The sequence below is a fragment of the Flavobacterium succinicans LMG 10402 genome, assembly GCF_000611675.1.
Classification (GTDB): domain Bacteria; phylum Bacteroidota; class Bacteroidia; order Flavobacteriales; family Flavobacteriaceae; genus Flavobacterium; species Flavobacterium succinicans.
On sequence record NZ_JATV01000021.1, the window covers coordinates 1 to 15,433 of the forward strand.

Genomic DNA, 15,433 nt, shown 5'->3' on the forward strand with positions numbered 1-15,433 from the left:
AGACTAGTGTAGTGACAACGAAACTAGTCGAGGACTTGTAGCGGATAGCCCGGCTCCTTATATATAGTACCACCAAACTTCTGGCTTAAAACTAAATCTCTCTATATATAAGGAGAACGCCCAAATATTATTCATAACGAATTGCGCGAACTGGAGAAATGCAAATGTTGATATAGAAAAGAATAAAAAAAGCTGCCCAGAGACAGCTAAATTTATTACACATAAAATACTCTATTGGGATTTACTTGCTTTTGCCTGCCAAGATTCATTAAGTATTCCGTAATCTACAGGAGAAGCAGGCGGTTGATTTTGCAGACGACCCGATTCAAAAGCACGAACCAAAATCGTTTCTATCAAAAAGTCTTCGTTTACCTCGAAAGGTTGGTATTTAGTTTTTAAATTAATATCAAAAACACGAGCGGTGGTATTGGCCCAAAATGCTTTCCAACCGCTTTTCAAGTCAGAAACCAACTCATAAGTAGTAACACCTGTTTGTCTATGGATTAGTTTTACAAGTATTTGCCCTTGTTTTCTGGAAAGCTTTTTTAACTTCTCTTCAAATTCATTCGTTAAATAGTCTTCAACGATTTTGAAATACTTCTTTTTTTCTTTGTTTGTCTTTAAAAGAGACATTCCTTTTCGAAGCGCTACTAATCGTTCAGAAGCTAATTTAGCATATGGATAAGCCTTATATACTCTATTTTGTAAAATCAGGAATTGTTTTTTATCCTCAAGACTTAGCCTTTCTTTACTGATAATTATCTCAGGAAGCAGAATGGTATCAGCCAGTACGCTGTCGTTTTCAATTAGATTAAGGTCAGATTTTGAGGGCTCTTTGGTAACAACTTGTGCTTGCAATGCTTGAACAAAACAAAAGAAACACAAAAAAAATACAATTCGGTTCATGGGTAAAATTTATAATTCAAAATTATAAATTTATACGCAAGTCTGATGCCAAATTTATAATTTAGCAAAAAATAATTATTATGAGTTCAGGATCAATATTAAATAGCGCTTCGCTGGTTTTTTTAGAAAAATATTTAAATAACGCTTCGCCTACCGGCTTTGAATCTGAGGGGCAAAAAATTTGGATGGAGTACCTAACTCCTTATGTAGATACTTTTATTACGGACACCTACGGAACTGCTGTAGGAATCATAAATCCTGATGCTCCTTTTAAGGTAGTTATTGAAGGACATGCCGATGAAATTGCTTGGTATGTTAATTACATTACCGAAGATGGATTGGTATATGTCATTCGCAATGGTGGATCAGATCATCAAATTGCACCTTCAAAACGAGTAAATATTCATACCAAGAAAGGGATTGTAAAAGGTGTTTTTGGTTGGCCCGCAATACACACTCGTAATCGAGACAAAGAAGAAAACCCAAAAACGAGCAACATCTTTATCGATTTGGGTTGCGACACCAAAGAAGAAGTAGAAAAATTAGGAGTTCATGTGGGCTGCGTTATTACTTACCCAGACGAATTCATGATTATGAATGACAATAAATTTGTGTGTCGCGCTATTGATAACCGAATGGGCGGGTTTATGATTGCCGAAGTCGCAAGACTTTTGCACGAAAACAAGAAGAAGCTTCCATTTGGTCTTTACATCACCAATGCCGTTCAGGAAGAAGTAGGATTAAGAGGTGCTGAAATGATCACGCAAACTATTAAACCGAATGTAGCCATTGTTACTGATGTTTGTCATGATTCGACCACGCCTATGATTGATAAAAAGATTGAAGGAGAAACCAAAATTGGTCTTGGTCCAGTAATAACTTATGCACCTGCAGTTCAAAACAATCTAAGAGAACTCATCTTGGATACTGCTTCAGAAAAAGGGATTCCTTTTCAGCGTTTAGCCTCTTCACGTGTAACTGGAACAGACACTGATGCTTTTGCCTACAGTAATGGTGGTGTAGCCTCGGCGTTGATTTCGTTACCACTACGTTATATGCATACTACTGTAGAAATGGTACATCGCAGTGACGTTGAACACGTGATTCAATTGATTTATGAAACTTTGTTGAAAATTGAAAACAACGAGACTTTTTCCTATTTTAAATAAACGGAATACATAATACATATAAAGAAGGATACTCATTAAAACAATAGAGTGTCCTTTTTTTTTAGAGACTACTCCCCTTTTACGCCTAATAATCATTAATAGAAAAAGAAACAACACAAACTACCACATTGATTTAAAGTACATTTCAAAGAACCTAAAGCAATAAAAAACAAAAATGTAGTGCGCTAAAAAACAAACGTTTTAAAAAAAAATCTAAAATTGAATTTGTAAAACATTTCAAAGGCTTATTTTTGCGCCATGGCAAAGAAAAACACAGACAAGATTGTCTTCCATCAGATAAAAGTCCTTGATGCTGGAGCAAAAGGCGTATCGGTAGCAAAAGCACCCGACGGAAAAGTAGTATTCATCTCGAATGTCGTGCCTGGCGACGTGGTAGATGTGCAAACGTTCAAGAAAAGAAAAGCCTATTACGAAGGCAAAGCCGTGAAGTTTCACGAGTTCTCGGAACACCGCGTTGACCCAATTTGTGAGCATTTTGGGGTGTGTGGCGGTTGCAAATGGCAAAATATGAAGTACAGCCAGCAATTGTTTTTTAAACACAACGAGGTAAAAAACCACCTGCAACGTATTGGCAAAATTGAATTACCGGATTTCGAACCGATTTTAGGTTCTGAAAAACAGTTTTTCTACCGCAACAAAATGGAGTTTTCGTTTTCGAACAGCCGTTGGCTCACCGAAGCCGAGATAGGAAGCAGCGAGGAATTGGACAATAAAAATGCCTTGGGTTTTCATATTCCGAAAATGTGGGACAAAATTCTAGATATCAATAAATGTCATTTGCAAGAAGACCCTTCGAACTCCATTCGCAACGAAGTGCGTGAATTTGCCAATGCAAACGGTTTGACGTTCTTTAACCCAAGAGCGCACGAAGGCTTGTTGCGTACGCTTATGTTGCGCACGGCTTCGACTGGCGAAATTATGGTGTTGATTCAGTTTTTTGAAGACGATCAAGCCAATAGAGAGTTGTTGTTGGATCATTTGTATGCCAAATTTCCGCAGATTACTTCTCTACAATACGTGATTAACAACAAAGCAAACGATACGTTATACGATACGAACATTCAGCTGTACAAAGGACGTGATTACATTTTGGAAGAAATGGAAGGCTTGAAATTTAGTATCAACGCTAAGTCGTTTTACCAAACCAACTCGGATCAAGCCTACGAGCTATATAAAATCACAAGAGATTTCGCAGGTTTGACTGGTAACGAAACGGTGTATGATTTGTACACAGGAACAGGAACTATCGCTCAGTTTGTATCGAAAAAAGCCAAAAAAGTGATTGGTGTTGAAAGTGTGCCCGAAGCGATTAAAGACGCCAAAGCCAACGCCGAACGAAATAATATCACGAATTGTGAGTTCTTTGTAGGAGATATGAAAGTGGTGTTCAACGAAGCTTTTATCGCGCAACACGGTAAACCAGACGTAATCATCACCGATCCACCAAGAGACGGAATGCACGCGGCGGTTATTGATCAAATCTTGAAAATTGAGCCTCAAAAAGTGGTGTATGTGAGTTGTAACTCGGCAACACAAGCTCGTGATTTGGCTTTGATGGATGAGAAGTACAAAGTGACACGCGTTCGACCAGTGGATATGTTTCCGCAAACGCATCATGTGGAGAATGTGGTGTTATTGGAACGTCGTTAATATTTAAACATAGAAGTCATTTGAGTTTTTGTGGTTGGAGTGTTTGGAAACCATATAAGGCATTGAAGGGCATATAAGGTTTGTGGTTAATTTATTTAAACATATAAGTCATTTGAGTTTCTTTTAATGGCTGGAGTGTTTTGAAACCATAGAAGGGATTGAAGGGCATATAAAGATTTTTCTTTGCGTGCTTTGCGGTTAGGTTTTTTTAAACCATAGAAGGTGTTGAAGGGCATATAAGATTGACGCTGATTTTAAATCATAATAAATATCCGTTGGGTATGAAATTCAAATAAAATAAAAAATTAACCACATAGAATCATAGATTAATGCTTATGAACAAAGAATAAATAGAAATAGCGCTATTTCAAACATAGAAAACTATGTGAATAGTAAAACGTCTATTACTTCTTTTAAAGACTATAAATTCTATGTCTCTATGTGGTAAAAAAATAATCTAATTTTAAAAAACTTAGCCTTATAAATAAATAGTTTTAAATGAAAAAAATAACACTTTTACTGTTGGTATTTTGTTTCTCTTTTTCGAGTTGTGAAAAAGATGATATTTGCGACGCCAATACACCCACGACTCCTAGATTGGTTATAGAATTCTCTGACATCAACAATCCAAATGTCAAAAAAAGTGTGACGAATTTGAAAGTTATTGGAGAAGGGATGACTGATGGAATTATTTTTAATCCTAACGCCACAGGGGATTCAAAATACTTATTCAATGGAAATAAGATCTCACTTCCACTGAAAACAAATGCTACCACCACCACCTTTAATTTTATTTTAAATTCCGGAAATTCGAACCCTATATTCATCAATACCGATGTCTTGAAGTTCAATTATACCACCAATGAAGTTTATGTTTCAAGAGCGTGTGGTTTTAAAACCTTGTTTGTGATGGATATTCAAAAGCCATTTGAACATACTGACGGAACCGTAATTGATCAAAAATGGATGAAAGTTGTATCCCTACAAAAAACCAATATCAACGATGAAAAAGAAACACACCTTGCGATTTATTTTTAGTAGTTGCTTGCTATTTTCTTTGTTAATCACTCAAGCACAAGAAACCACTCCTACTCCACCAAAAGCAAACAATATTCTACCAGCCAAACCTACTCAAGAAGTAGAAAAACTTCCAGTAAAAAAAACAACAGATAGCATCCCCACAAAAACCAATCGCTATGGTTTGCGAGTTGGTGTTGACTTATATAAATTGACCAGAGGACTCTATGACAGTAATTACAAAGGAATAGAGTTGACAGGAGATTATAGATTGACCAAAAAATATTATTTGGCAGCTGAATTAGGATCAGAAAACAAAACCACCGAAGATGATCGATTGACATCTACGGCCAAAGGAACCTATCTGAAAGCAGGCTTTGACTATAATTTTTATGAAAATTGGTTGGATATGGAAAACATCATTTCTATAGGTTTACGTGGAGGATTTTCAACCTTTAGCCAAGAATTGAACAGTTACAAAATCTATAATCCAAATTCGTATTGGGGAGAAAATCCACCAATACTCTCAGGGAAAAATTATAGTGGTTTATCGGCTTCATGGATTGAAGTCGTAGCGGGTATTAAAGCTAAGGTATTCAATAACGTATTTATGGGATTCAGCTTACGATTGAATAGAATTATTACCAATAAAGAGCCTAGTGATTTCGAAAATTTATATATACCAGGCTTTAACAGAACTTATGATGGTGATTTTGGAGTAGGTTTCAACTATACCGTTTCGTACTTCATTCCAATTTACAAGAAAAAAATTATTCCAAACGAGCTTTCTGAAAAGGAAAAAACAAAAAAACAAAAGTAGACAGCAGTAACAATTACTCAATAGTACCTAGTTATAAAACAAGAAGCGCTTTCTCTCAAGGAAAAAGCGCTTCTTGTTTATATATATAATTCATACGGAACCTTAAATTCCTATTTCTACTTGAAAACGCAAATACCAATTGTTTTTGGTTTGTCCGTTAAAATAAGTCAAGGTGTCATAATTAATCTCACTTTGTAATTTAAAAGTATGTTGCCAAAAATATCGGGTCACTCCTAAACTGAACTGTTGCGTATTTGGCGTTAACGCTTGGATATCTTTCCCCACATTTTGAGTAGAATAGCGTCCGATAACTTCATAATTCGATGGAAAACAATAGCTCAATTGGTAATCAAAACCATGTCCTACAAACACATATTTTTTTTGACTGCTATCTAACGGATTTACCGTGACTGCATTTTGATCTGTAGTTCTAGACATATAACTGGTCATGGCAGCCCAACCATTGTATTTGAACATCATGTCTAATAGAACAGATTGCATCGTTCTCTTTTCAAATAAATCACTACCTAACTGCCCTTGTGTTCGCTGTGCATTATTATTTTGCTGAAAAGCGCCTGAAAGCAACAATTTAGGGCGTTTTTCTCGCATCAAATCCCCTTCAAAAGTAGTCCCATCACGAAGAAAGGAACCGAAAGGGAATAGCTCTACTTTTCCAGTTAAAGCTACTCCTTGGTCCACTTTGTCGGTTACATTTCTACCTTCTCCGGTACTTACAGCACCTTTTAAGTTATAGGAAAAACGATCTTCATGTTCGTGAAGATTATGAATTTGAAATCCAAAATCACGATCAATTGTAAATTTGGCATTATTGATAGTTCTATCCGTTAATTGTAATGCCCCTGAAGAATTTACACGCTGACGATTGCCTGGCAATTTTGTTTGACCAAAACTGAAATTCCAATTTTTATTAGGTCGATACATCAAAACGGCATCACGAATCACATTTAAATTTTCTCCTTCCACTATCTCACCAACATCCCCTGGAGCAAAAGATAACTGAATGGCATATAAAATTTTGGGCGAACCAATAAAGCCATCAAAACGTAAACGTAATCTTCGTACTTGTGCGTCATATCCACTATCGCCTCCTTCATTGTCCATATAGCTTATTCTGTTTTGCATTCTAAATCGAATGTTTAACTGATACAAACTATCGGGAGAAGTGATTCCAATACCTTTACCAAAACTATAATAAGGTAAGGTTGATAATTTTAAGTCATTGTTTTCCTTACTTTTTTTAAACAAATCTTTTTGACCATACGATTGAAAATTCAACAGCAACAGCAAAAAGAAAAAAACAAGCTTAAAAGAGCTGCACTTACAACTCATCGCTTTGGTAAATGGGTGTGAAATCATACGTTAATTTTTTTGCAAAAATATTTAAAATTAAAACAGCATTTCCGCTTTTAACACACAAAATACCCCAATTCAAAAACCAAAATTTATCAACCTTATCTGAAGTTTACAGCATTAGTTCAGTAAATCAAATACTTGATTGGCAATTTCTACTTCTTCGTTGGTAGGAATTACAAGTATTTTAGTTTTGGCGTTTGGCGTATTAATTTCTCTGATTTCTTTAGAACGCGTACTGTTTTTTTCTTGATCTAATTCCAAACCAAAATAATCCATGTCCTCACACACTAATCTTCTAATCACATCTGAGTTTTCACCAATTCCAGCGGTAAAAATAATAGCATCTAAACCATTTAAAACCGCAGCATAGGCGCCGATGAATTTTTTTATTCGGTATGCATTCATGGCTAAGGCCAATTGACATTCTTTGTTACCTTCTTCTGCATTACTTTCAATATCTCTCAAGTCACTGTAACCCGTTAGCCCCAACATACCACTTTGTTTTTGCAATAAAGCATTCACTTCATCGGCAGAATAGCCTAACGATTTAATCAAATAAAATATTACAGAAGGATCCACATCACCGCTACGAGTCCCCATCACTAACCCATTCATTGGACCAAATCCAAGGGTATGATCGATACTTTTTCCTTCTTTAATTGCAGTCATACTACAACCGTTTCCTAAGTGAATCGTTATGATTTTATCGGCTTTATGATTGGCTTTTTGAGTCAAATATTCAATCGCTTTTTCTGAAACATACTTATGGCTTGTTCCGTGAAATCCATAGGCACGAATTTTATTTTCCGACAATAAATAATTTGGAATCGCATATTTATAAGCTTCAACAGGCATCGTTTGATGAAAAGCGGTATCAAAAACAGCCACTTGTTTAGCTGATTCAAATATTTGTTCTGCTACTACAATTCCTTCTAAATTTGCAGGATTGTGTAATGGTGCTAATTCGATCAATTGACGAATTTGTTCTTTTACTTCATTGGTGATTTCTACGGTATTTGAAAAAGAGCTTCCCCCGTGAACTACTCTATGTCCAACTGCTTTAATTTCGGAAGTAGATTGAATAACTCCTACTTTGTCATCCATTAATAATTGAGCAATTTTTTGTAACCCAATTTTATGATTGGCAATAGGCAATGACTCTACAATTTTATTGGCGTCTGTAGTGTACGTCAAATTAGAAGTATCCAATCCGATACGGTCAATCATTCCTGAACAAATCACTTTTTGCTCGGGCATTTCTATCAATTGGTATTTTATTGAAGAGCTTCCTGAATTAATAATTACTACTTTCATTTATTTACGTTTTAATTTTTTTTGTTTTTAAATTGAAAAATGCGTCGAAATAGCACTTGAATACTATTTTGAAATCGTCAGTTTGCCTAAAAGTCTTGCGCTTGAATTGCAGTGATCACCACTGTATTGATAATGTCATCTACAGTACAACCTCTACTCAAATCGTTTACTGGTTTGTTTAGACCTTGTAACATTGGCCCAATAGCCAAAGCCCCTGTTTCTCTTTGTACTGCTTTGTACGTATTATTACCTGTATTCAAATCAGGGAAGATCAATACACTTGCTTGGCCAGCTACTTTTGAATCAGGCATTTTGCTTTTTCCTACATTCATATCTACGGCAGCATCATATTGAATAGGCCCTTCGATGTTAATATCAGGTCGTTTTGCTTTTACTATTTCAGTTGCAGCTCTCACTTTTTCCACTTCATCCCCTTTCCCTGAAGTTCCAGAAGAATAAGATAACATGGCTACTTTAGGATCTATACCAAAAGCTTTACTCGTATCAGCAGATGAAATGGCGATTTCAGCTAATTGTTCTGCTGTTGGATTTGGGTTAATAGCACAATCCCCAAAAACAGACACACGATCCTCAAGACACATGAAGAATACAGAAGAAACTACCGATGAATTGGGTTTGGTTTTAATAAATTGTAGTGCTGGCAAAATAGTATGTTGAGTTGTATGCGCAGCTCCAGATACCATTCCGTCAGCGTGTCCTTTGTACACCATCATGGTCCCAAAATAAGACACATCTTCCATTAAATCTCTAGCAGTGGTAATAGAGATATTTTTAGCTTTTCGAAGTTCAAAATACGTATTTACATACTCTTCATAATGCTCAGATTCTTTAGGTAAAATGATCGATACTTTATCAAAATCAAGATCCAAACCTAATTCGAGTACTCTTGCTTCGATTTGTTTTTTATTACCAATAATGGTAATATCTACCACATTCATCAATTGCAAACGTGATGCTGCGGTCAAAATTCGATCATCATTACCTTCTGGTAAAACAATATGCTTACGAATTTTTTTGGCTCTTTTAACCAAATTATATTGAAACATTTTGGGTGTCAAACCACTAGATTCGAATGCAGTAAACTTCTCTGCCAAGGCATCTACATTTACATATTCTTCGAAAGTAGCAATTGAGGTTTCAATTTTCTGAGTATTATTGGCATAAATCTTAGACTTGATCGCACCAATTTGATTAGAAACATTGTAGGTTCCTCCTGGTACAGTCAGAATTGGAACCACAGTTGAAAGTCCTTCTATTAATTGCAAAATACTTTCTTCAGGCATTAAATTCCCAGTTAAAACGATTCCAGCTACCGATGGATAATTTGCAGATTCATTGGCTTGAAGCGCCCCTAAAATAATATCAGCTCTATCTCCAGGAGTAATAATAAGCGCATTGTCTTTTAAATGCAATAAATAATTAGGCAATTGCATCGCTCCAATACTATAGCTTCCGGCCTGATTGTTTAAATATTCTTTTCCAAAAAGAACTTTTGCTCCTATTTCGTTAACAATTTCTTGAACCGTTGGGTTGTGCAAACTAGCCACTATTGGAATGGTATTTACCAAAACCGAACTTGGTAAATGTTTACTTAGTGCACTTGAAACCATTTCAATATTTTCAGGTTGCACTTTATTGGCAATAACGGATATTACTTCTACATCTTTTACTTTAAAAGTATCATAAGCTAAGTACAAACTATCTACCAATTCATCGAGTGTTTTTCCCACTCCAGACCCGATAATGATGGTTGGAATCCCTAAATTTTTAGCAATAAGTACATTTATTCCTAATTCAATAGCGGTACCTTCTCCAATAAAACTTGTGCCTTCAACCAGTACAAAATCATATTTCTCTTCTAATTTTTTAAATTTTTCGATGATAACATCTAGTACCTCTCCTATTTTGCCTTTATTTTTCTTTTTGATTAATTTACTTTTGGTAAATGCATAAGCCTCTTCAACCTTCATATCCAAACCAAAATGAGATATCACCGTTTCGATATGGTTATCAAATTTACCTTCTTCAAAATCTTCAATAATAGGTCTGAAATACCCAACACGAGCGGTCTTACCCATTAAAATTTGCATTAACCCCAAACTTATAATAGATTTACCACAGTTTTGCTCACTTGTAGCTATATATATTGCTTTATTCATAATTAAGTTATTTTACGCTTATTTTTTATTTAAATTATTTGTGTTGATTAAAACCATTGCTTTTTTTTAAAATATAAAACCATTCCAATTACTAGTAACAGCATCAATATCAATACATAGTAATAACCATTCTGATAGCTTAATTCGGGCATGTTTTCAAAATTCATACCGTATATTCCAACTATAAATGTGAGAGGAATAAAAATTGCAGAAATTATAGTCAATGTTTTCATAATTTCATTCATTTTATGAGATTGCGTGGTGAAGAAAAAATTGGAAGCACTCTCTAATAATCCCATATCAGCATCAATCTGTTCAAGTAGCTCTAACGTTTTTTGATGTAAACGGGAAAAAAACACGAAACTATCGGGTTGAATGACATTAAACATAGATTCCTCTTTTATGCTTTTAATATCAAAAAGGGAGTCTCTTAGCGGAATGATCGCTCGCTTTAAAAAGTTAAAATTATCACGATGTTTTTCAATTCTTTCTAAAATAAGTGGACTGGCACTCGTTTTAGAAAGCACGATAAGTTCTTCTAATTTTTCCTCTTCATTTTCGATGGTGATGTAAAAGTTTTCCATTACAGCATCCAATAAAATGTACAAAAGATAATCTACTTTTTTATTTTTTAAATTAAAGGAGTTGTGTCGTATCCTTTCACGAATATGTGCAAAGAAATCAGAACGCTTTTCCTGAAAAGAAATCAAAACACCTTCTTGTAGTAAAAAGCTAATTTGTTCTACTGAAATATTATCCGATTGATCAGTAGGTAAAATTGATTTGATATTAAAGAATAACTGCTCGTTAGTTTCCTCCAGCTTCGTTCGTCTAGAAGTGTTTAGTATATCCGACAAAACGTAATGGTCAATGGTAAAAAAATGTCCAATTTCTTTTATCAGTTCTAAATTATTCAAACCATGTAAATTCAACCAATTATTTTTGGAAGTATTCATCGTTTTTTTCAAATCATTTACCTGAAAATCAATGTGCTCTGAATAACCAACCGCATCGTATACAAAAAGCTGTATCTCGGATTCATTATTTTTATAAATCCCTGTATACTCCAAATTATTGGGTTGAATTCGTCGTCCTTTTCGGTATTTAATTTTTCTCATCCAATAAAATAAAATAGTAATATTACGAAAAACAAATGAATAATTGATTGATTATGAGAATTTTAAAAATTCATCACCCTCCAAAGGGCATGAAAATTATAACTACACAAAAATAACTAAAAAAAGGCAGAGGATTTATGAGAAAAATCAGGTTTAAGTATATTTTATGATTCCCTTGAACGATGGTTAAATATTTAAATTTATACCAACATATTACATTCATTACTGATTATTTTTCATATGTTTGAAATTCATTATACAATATTCAAACTAGAATTATCAAAAATTCACTATTATTCTCTTATCGCTAAAAATTCAATAAATATGTTAAAAACCAAAAGCTTACTATTATGTGTTGCTATGTTATTATGCTGTAGCGAAATATCCTTAGCTCAAAACAAGAAAAAGAAAGAGGCCGAAAAAAAACTCACTACGGCTCTTGACAAAAAGGAGTCTGAAAAAAAAGGACCTAAACCGTATAACAAAGTAGTCGACTCCACGGCAGTTACTCAAAAAGGACTTTTCAATATTCACAAAACAAGCGACAACAAGTTTTTGTTTGAAATCAACGATACGCTTATTGGAAAAGAAATCATGACGATCACCCGTTATTCTAAAACTCCAGCTGGTGGAGGTGTTTTTGGAGGTGAAGAAGTAAATCGTCAAGTCATCAAATGGGAAAAAGGTTTGAATAACAACCTTTTGTTACGCTCTATTACACACGTAATTACTTCACCAGATGAAGACAAACCTATTGCTCAAGCAGTAAAAAATTCATCAGCAGACCCAATTATTGGTAACTATGAAATTTTAGCCTTCAAAAAAGAAGGAAAAGAAACTACAGGTTATGTAATTGATGTAACGCCAACATTTGAATCGGATGTACAAACTTTCTCTTTGGACCCTATCAAAAAACAATTACTCAATATTCAAGGGTTTCAAAAAGACCGCTCTTTTATTCAAAAAATGAGCAGTTACCCAATTAATGTTGAAATCAAAACCGTAAAAACGTACGCTACTACTGCACCACAGTTATCGTTGAATCCAACACCTAGAATTGGAACCAATTTACCTGCTGGTTTGGATGCAGGAGTGGTGACTATTGAATTGAATACTTCGATGTTGTTGTTACCAAAAGTACCTATGCGCAAAAGAACTTTCGATGCTCGTGTAGGTTTCTTTGCCAACCAAATTGATGTTTTTGAAGAAGAATCTCAAAAATCGGATACCGAAATTTTTGCTGTTCGCTGGAAATTAGAACCTAAAAACGCCGATGATGCTGCCAAACAAAAAAGAGGCGAATTGATCGAACCGAAAAAACCAATCGTGTACTATATCGACCCTGCTACTCCAATCAAATGGAGAAAATTCATCAAACAAGGAATTGACGACTGGCAAGTAGCTTTTGAAGCAGCAGGTTGGAAAAACGCTATTCGTGGTGAATATTGGCCAGAGAATGATCCAACGATGAGCTTAGAAGATGCGCGTTTTTCAGTACTACGTTATTTTGCTGCTGATATCCAAAATGCCTATGGACCAAACGTACATGACCCAAGATCAGGTGAAATCTTAGAAAGCCATATCGGATGGTACCACAACATCATGAGTTTGTTGAGAAACTGGTATTTAATTCAAACTGCTGCGGTTGATCCGGCGGCAAGAAAAAAACAATTTGATGACAACCTAATGGGCGAATTGATTCGTTTTGTTTCTTCTCACGAAGTAGGACATACTTTAGGTTTACGTCACAATATGGGAGCAAGTACCGCTACTCCAGTAGAAAAACTTAGAGATGCTGCTTTCCAAGAAAAGAATGGTCACACTTCTTCTATTATGGATTATGCGCGTTTCAACTACGTAGCACAGCCAGAAGACGGCGTAAAACACTTATTCCCAAGAATTGGTGATTATGACAAATGGGCTATCAAATGGGGGTATTCTTATTTTGCTGACGCCAAAGATGAAAAAGCAGAAAAAGCTCTATTGAATGAGATGACCAAAGAAGCCTACAAAAACCGTCGTTTGTGGTTTGGAACAGAGGCTAGTCCTTATGACCCAAGATACCAAACAGAAGACATTGGTGACAATGCTATGAAAGCTTCTGCATACGGAATCAAAAACTTAAAACGCATTTTACCAAACTTAATCATTTGGAGTGCCGAAAAAGGAGAAAGCTATTCAGAACTAGAAGAAATGTACAATGCTTTGACGGGACAATTCAGACGCTATATGGGACACGTGACCAAAAACGTAGGTGGTATTTATGACACACCAAAAACCTATGACATGTCTGGCAACCAATTTGAAGTTGTTCCAAAAAGCATCCAAAAAGAAGCGGTTACCTTCTTGAACACTCAATTATTTGCTACACCAAAATGGTTACTAGATACTAACGTTTTATCTAAAATTAGTCCAGAAAGTGGTGTAGAAGCCATCAAAGCAATGCAAGACGGAACCCTTTCTAACTTATTGGCTGGAGACAGAATGGTGCGTTTGATGGAAACCGCAGCTATGAACCCAGAAAACTATTCTGTAGATGAATTAATGACCGACTTGAAAAAAGGAATCTTCTCAGAATTAGCTGGCGGTGCCAAAATAGACATTTACCGCAGAAACATCCAAAAACTGTATGTGGATAAAGTAATTGCTATGCTAAAACCAGGCAATGCAGTAGTACGTTCTAACAGTGTAGGTGCGGCTTACGGTATGAATTCAAGAACTGTAAATTTAGCCCAAACCGATTTGCCTTCTATCGCTAGAGGACAATTGGTAGGATTGAAAAATGAAATGAAAGTGGCTGCAGCAAGAATGGATCGTTTGAGTAAATTCCATTTATTGGACTTAGTAGCTCGAATCGATAGTGCTTTGAATCCAAAATAACAAGTACCATTTTAGTTGAATATCAAAAGGTCTCGTTTTACAGCGAGACTTTTTTTTGTAGGATATCAAATAGTTAAAACCTGTAGGTTTTTATTTTGAATTCTGATGCCTACAAAGTCAAAAAAAAGACCTTACAGAAAACTATAAAATAGTCCATTGTATCAGTTCGAGTGCAGTCGAGAACCCTCGTTGTATCTCGACTGCACTCAATATGACAAAAAAAACGATAAGACTATATTGAAATAAAAATTGTATTACTTTTCCTTTTTCTACATAATCAAAAGCAAAACATATGCATCAAAATCTGAGTCTAGGTCACAAAAAAAACGAGTCATTACTGACTCGGTTCTCATTGCCAAAAAGTAGATTACTTTTCCGTTATCACTTTGTAGCTTAGATTGGTAAAAAACCCTTCCGTTACATTTACCATCTCAGGAGTTACAATTTCTGTTTGTAAGGTACCTACTTTCTCATTTTGAAAACTAAAGGTCCCTGAGATTGTTTTTTTATCCGCATCCATAGCCGTAATGCTTAATTGACCACTAACTGGAGAATGCTCGGTAAACGTACTATTCCCTATCAGATAGGTATTTAAAAATAACGCATCATCATGATCAAACGAATAAGTACGAACAGGCATTCCTTTGGTAGTTAACTCGCTTGAAAAGGCTAATGACAGCATTTGTTTACCATCTTGAGCACTGATATCAAATCGCTGCTCTCCAATAGAATTTACTTGCATCAAAGAAACATTAACAATCTTTGCCCCTTTCCAAGGCGTTCCGTTAATCGTTGCCGTTATGGTTCCCGATGTAGTATCATCTGAAGAGTCTTCAGCACTACAGCCTACAAAAAACAAGGTCATAATGACCAAACCCATTCCAATATATTTTTTCATTTCTAATAAATTTACTTTAACAAAAAAAAGATTATTATTTTGAAAAAACAAGATGAATTATAGGAAATAACCTACTAATATATAAA

General features: G+C 35.1%; 11 protein-coding genes. 5 read left to right on the top strand and 6 right to left on the bottom strand.

Annotated features, from left to right (window positions below; translation table 11 throughout):
• Window positions 1-231: 231 nt before the first annotated feature.
• Window positions 232-906, bottom strand: a complete 675-nt coding sequence (locus AO58_RS0115655) for a DUF4294 domain-containing protein (RefSeq protein WP_024982596.1) — start codon at window positions 904-906, stop codon at window positions 232-234.
• Window positions 907-986: 80 nt separating this feature from the next.
• Here AO58_RS0115655 and AO58_RS0115660 point away from each other — a divergent pair, with 80 nt between their 5' ends.
• From AO58_RS0115660 to AO58_RS0115680, 4 genes are all read left to right on the top strand, one after another.
• A complete protein-coding gene (locus AO58_RS0115660; RefSeq protein WP_024982597.1) occupies window positions 987-2,075 on the top strand; it encodes a M42 family metallopeptidase in 1,089 nt (362 codons plus the stop codon).
• Window positions 2,076-2,333: 258 nt separating this feature from the next.
• Window positions 2,334-3,746: a 23S rRNA (uracil(1939)-C(5))-methyltransferase RlmD gene (gene rlmD, locus AO58_RS0115665; protein ID WP_024982598.1), complete on the top strand. Its 1,413-nt coding sequence runs from the start codon at window positions 2,334-2,336 to the stop codon at window positions 3,744-3,746.
• A 498-nt stretch (window positions 3,747-4,244) separates the two neighbouring features.
• Window positions 4,245-4,784 (top strand): DUF6452 family protein, encoded by a 540-nt coding sequence (locus AO58_RS0115675; protein ID WP_024982599.1) that lies wholly within the window; start codon window positions 4,245-4,247, stop codon window positions 4,782-4,784.
• On the top strand, window positions 4,750-5,583 hold the full coding sequence (locus AO58_RS0115680; protein WP_035717965.1) for a DUF6048 family protein: 834 nt from the start codon (window positions 4,750-4,752) through the stop codon (window positions 5,581-5,583). Before AO58_RS0115675 ends, AO58_RS0115680 begins: the two co-directional genes overlap by 35 nt.
• Window positions 5,584-5,685: 102 nt before the next feature.
• Here AO58_RS0115680 and AO58_RS0115685 read toward each other — a convergent pair whose 3' ends face one another.
• The 4 genes from AO58_RS0115685 to corA all read right to left on the bottom strand — a co-directional run bounded on the left by AO58_RS0115685 (window position 5,686) and on the right by corA (window position 11,569).
• A complete protein-coding gene (locus AO58_RS0115685) occupies window positions 5,686-6,960 on the bottom strand; it encodes a porin (RefSeq protein WP_024982601.1) in 1,275 nt (424 codons plus the stop codon).
• Window positions 6,961-7,074: 114 nt separating this feature from the next.
• A complete protein-coding gene (locus AO58_RS0115690) occupies window positions 7,075-8,271 on the bottom strand; it encodes an acetate/propionate family kinase (RefSeq protein WP_024982602.1) in 1,197 nt (398 codons plus the stop codon).
• A gap of 86 nt (window positions 8,272-8,357) precedes the next feature.
• Window positions 8,358-10,451, bottom strand: coding sequence for a phosphate acetyltransferase (gene pta, locus AO58_RS0115695; RefSeq protein WP_024982603.1), 2,094 nt, complete (start codon window positions 10,449-10,451; stop codon window positions 8,358-8,360).
• A 47-nt stretch (window positions 10,452-10,498) separates the two neighbouring features.
• A complete protein-coding gene (gene corA, locus AO58_RS0115700) occupies window positions 10,499-11,569 on the bottom strand; it encodes a magnesium/cobalt transporter CorA (RefSeq protein WP_024982604.1) in 1,071 nt (356 codons plus the stop codon).
• A gap of 324 nt (window positions 11,570-11,893) precedes the next feature.
• Here corA and AO58_RS0115705 point away from each other — a divergent pair, with 324 nt between their 5' ends.
• Window positions 11,894-14,449: a zinc-dependent metalloprotease gene (locus AO58_RS0115705; RefSeq protein ID WP_024982605.1), complete on the top strand. Its 2,556-nt coding sequence runs from the start codon at window positions 11,894-11,896 to the stop codon at window positions 14,447-14,449.
• Between the two features lie 367 nt (window positions 14,450-14,816).
• On the opposite strand, the gene AO58_RS0115710 is transcribed toward AO58_RS0115705, so the two are convergent.
• Window positions 14,817-15,347 (bottom strand): DUF6252 domain-containing protein, encoded by a 531-nt coding sequence (locus AO58_RS0115710; RefSeq protein ID WP_024982606.1) that lies wholly within the window; start codon window positions 15,345-15,347, stop codon window positions 14,817-14,819.
• Between the last annotated feature and the right edge of the window lie 86 nt (window positions 15,348-15,433).

Bases quoted from the DNA above. Each gene is read 5' to 3' on its own strand.
- rlmD (WP_024982598.1), top strand. From the start codon at position 2,334: ATGGCAAAGAAAAACACAGACAAGATTGTCTTCCATCAGATAAAAGTC.
- pta (WP_024982603.1), bottom strand. From the start codon at position 10,451: ATGAATAAAGCAATATATATAGCTACAAGTGAGCAAAACTGTGGTAAA.
- AO58_RS0115710 (WP_024982606.1), bottom strand. From the start codon at position 15,347: ATGAAAAAATATATTGGAATGGGTTTGGTCATTATGACCTTGTTTTTT.
- AO58_RS0115675 (WP_024982599.1), top strand. From the start codon at position 4,245: ATGAAAAAAATAACACTTTTACTGTTGGTATTTTGTTTCTCTTTTTCG.
- AO58_RS0115685 (WP_024982601.1), bottom strand. From the start codon at position 6,960: ATGATTTCACACCCATTTACCAAAGCGATGAGTTGTAAGTGCAGCTCT.
- AO58_RS0115655 (WP_024982596.1), bottom strand. From the start codon at position 906: ATGAACCGAATTGTATTTTTTTTGTGTTTCTTTTGTTTTGTTCAAGCA.
- corA (WP_024982604.1), bottom strand. From the start codon at position 11,569: ATGAGAAAAATTAAATACCGAAAAGGACGACGAATTCAACCCAATAAT.
- AO58_RS0115690 (WP_024982602.1), bottom strand. From the start codon at position 8,271: ATGAAAGTAGTAATTATTAATTCAGGAAGCTCTTCAATAAAATACCAA.
- AO58_RS0115705 (WP_024982605.1), top strand. From the start codon at position 11,894: ATGTTAAAAACCAAAAGCTTACTATTATGTGTTGCTATGTTATTATGC.
- AO58_RS0115660 (WP_024982597.1), top strand. From the start codon at position 987: ATGAGTTCAGGATCAATATTAAATAGCGCTTCGCTGGTTTTTTTAGAA.
- AO58_RS0115680 (WP_035717965.1), top strand. From the start codon at position 4,750: ATGAAAAAGAAACACACCTTGCGATTTATTTTTAGTAGTTGCTTGCTA.